The organism is Microcystis sp. M53598_WE2, from assembly GCF_030067735.1.
GTDB lineage: Bacteria > Cyanobacteriota > Cyanobacteriia > Cyanobacteriales > Microcystaceae > Microcystis > Microcystis aeruginosa.
Map to the genome: position 1 here is coordinate 1 of NZ_JASJFE010000762.1, position 2,194 is coordinate 2,194.

The window sequence follows — 2,194 nt, forward strand, 5'->3', positions numbered from 1 at the left end:
CAACGGCTGGCACTTTTTGAGGAAAAAAAAGTCTAAAAGTCTTATCCAACAAGGTTTTTAGATTTATTCAGCAGACCCTAAATCTCAACCCTTTTTTCGAGACGTTACCCCTAACGTCTCTTTTTGTCCGGTTAATGTGGGTGAGAATTTTTTAGCAATCTTTGCCGGATGCGATCGAGATTTTCTCGACTATTGACAGGTAAATGGGGTAAGGGTAATTCTAAATTGGGCCAATTACTCAAATCATGGCAGGGACAGGATAAACCCGATTGGCCCAGCACTTCAATTGGTACGGGTATAGTACAACGAGCGCAGGGGTGAAATTCCCATTGAGGGGAAAGTAAGTCTTGGATAGTTTGTTGAGTACCTTCTAGGTAACAATCGCCACTTTGAGGATCAAGCATTTTTTGCCAACAATCTTCAAACTCCGACGAATAGCGATCAGCATTGAAAATTGGCAGCGGAAATAGCATAGCTTGGTTTTTGGGACAAATAACTTTTTTTCCCAATTGAAACCAATGGGCGAGATATTTTTTAACTGCGGAGGTGTCTGACATATAGTTTGTGTGGAGGCTGCCCTGATTATTGCTCTTACCATCAATCCTAGCGTTAACTTCTGGTGTCGGACAGGTCTTAGGATGATTGATGATCGGGTTTAATAATTATTTTAGGTAACTGAGCATCTACAGCTAGATTAATCCCAATAAACTCACCATTAAAGCTTTTTGGGCGTGCATCCGATTTTCCGCTTGTTCCCAGACTTTTGATTGTACACCCTCGATCGCCCCGTCGGTAATTTCTTCGCCCCGGTGAGCAGGTAAACAATGGAGAATAATCGCGTCTTTGTCAGCGTGACTCATTAGCTGTTCATTGACTTGGTAGGGCTGAAAAACGGGAATTCGGGCATCAGCGAGGCTTTCTTGTCCCATACTTGCCCAGACATCAGTATAGACCACCTGAGAGTCTTTTACTGCGGTAACGGGATCGTCGGTAATTAAGATTTTACTACCGGTTTTCTCGCCAATAGCCTGGGCGCTGGCGACAATTTCCCCATCGGGTTGATAGTTTGCGGGGGAGGCAACTCGCACATTTAACCCCATCAAAGCGCCACCCAAGAGGAGAGAATTAGCGACATTATTACCATCCCCCACATAGGTGAGGTTAATTCCCCGTAAAGTCTGAAAAGTCTCTTGGATAGTCTGTAAATCGGCTAATATCTGGCAGGGATGTTCTAAATCCGTTAAAGCGTTGATAATCGGGATGCGCGAGTAATTGGCAAAAGCTTCTAAATCCTCTTGTTTAAAGGTGCGAACCGCGAGAATATCGAGATAGCGATCGAGTACCCGGGCTGTATCGGCTAAGGGCTCCCCGCGCCCCACTTGGGTTACACTGGGATTAAGATCGATCACCTGTCCCCCTAACTGGTACATGGCGACGGTAAAGGAAACCCTGGTCCTGGTGGAAGCTTTATAAAATAGCAATCCTAAGACTTTTTTGCAGCTAGGGTTAAGAGTGCCAGCTTTAAGCTGTGCCGATAGATTGAGTAGGGCGCTGATTTCTTCGCTACTCATGTCGGTTATTCTTAAAACATCTCGTCCTTTTAAAGTGGCTACCATTGGTTTTTCTCTCGATAAACAGGGGTCTTGATTGGGTTTTATGGCAGTTAGCGATTAGCAAAAATCTTGAGTAAAGACCTTATTATAATCCAGTTTTTTCGCTATTAGGCAATTTTTCCCGAAAATTTTCATTTTGGGGGATGTTAGTCTAGCTAACACCCCCAAATTATCTGTTAAATTAGGTAGGTGTTAAAAATTGTCAGATTCCCCCCTTATCAAGGCGGATCCCCCCGCCTATCGGCACCCCCCTTATCAAGGGGGGCAGGGGGGATCAAACCCAAAATCTATATTTCTACTTAACTAATTTTGCCCCACACTTAGAACAAAAATTAGACGAGGGCGGGTTTTTGTGTCCACAATTACCGCAGATAATTAAAGCTGGGTTAACCACTTCCGTCACCGAAGAAAGAGGAATTTCTCCACCGCTATCCAACTTATAGTTATGGATTAACTGCAAAATAATTGCATCTTCCCGTTTATATTCTGTATTATCTTTTCCTCCTGTCAACTCCTCGGAACGTTGTTGTAAATATTTGATAAAAGTCCGATACAAAGCTTGTTTTTTCTCCGGAGTGGCC

The 2,194-nt window shown here is 43.7% G+C and carries 3 protein-coding genes; all 3 read right to left on the bottom strand.

All coding sequences use genetic code 11. The annotated features are described in order from the left end of the window. Positions 1 to 131: 131 nt before the first annotated feature. A complete protein-coding gene (locus PX636_RS15575) occupies positions 132 to 557 on the bottom strand; it encodes a hypothetical protein (protein ID WP_041804330.1) in 426 nt (141 codons plus the stop codon). Between the two features lie 132 nt (positions 558 to 689). After that, positions 690 to 1,616, bottom strand: coding sequence for an ornithine carbamoyltransferase (gene argF, locus PX636_RS15580; protein WP_002762401.1), 927 nt, complete (start codon positions 1,614 to 1,616; stop codon positions 690 to 692). A 292-nt stretch (positions 1,617 to 1,908) separates the two neighbouring features. Further along, positions 1,909 to 2,194 (bottom strand): zinc-ribbon domain-containing protein (locus PX636_RS15585; RefSeq protein WP_288117751.1); only part of this gene is annotated, 286 nt, incomplete at its 5' end.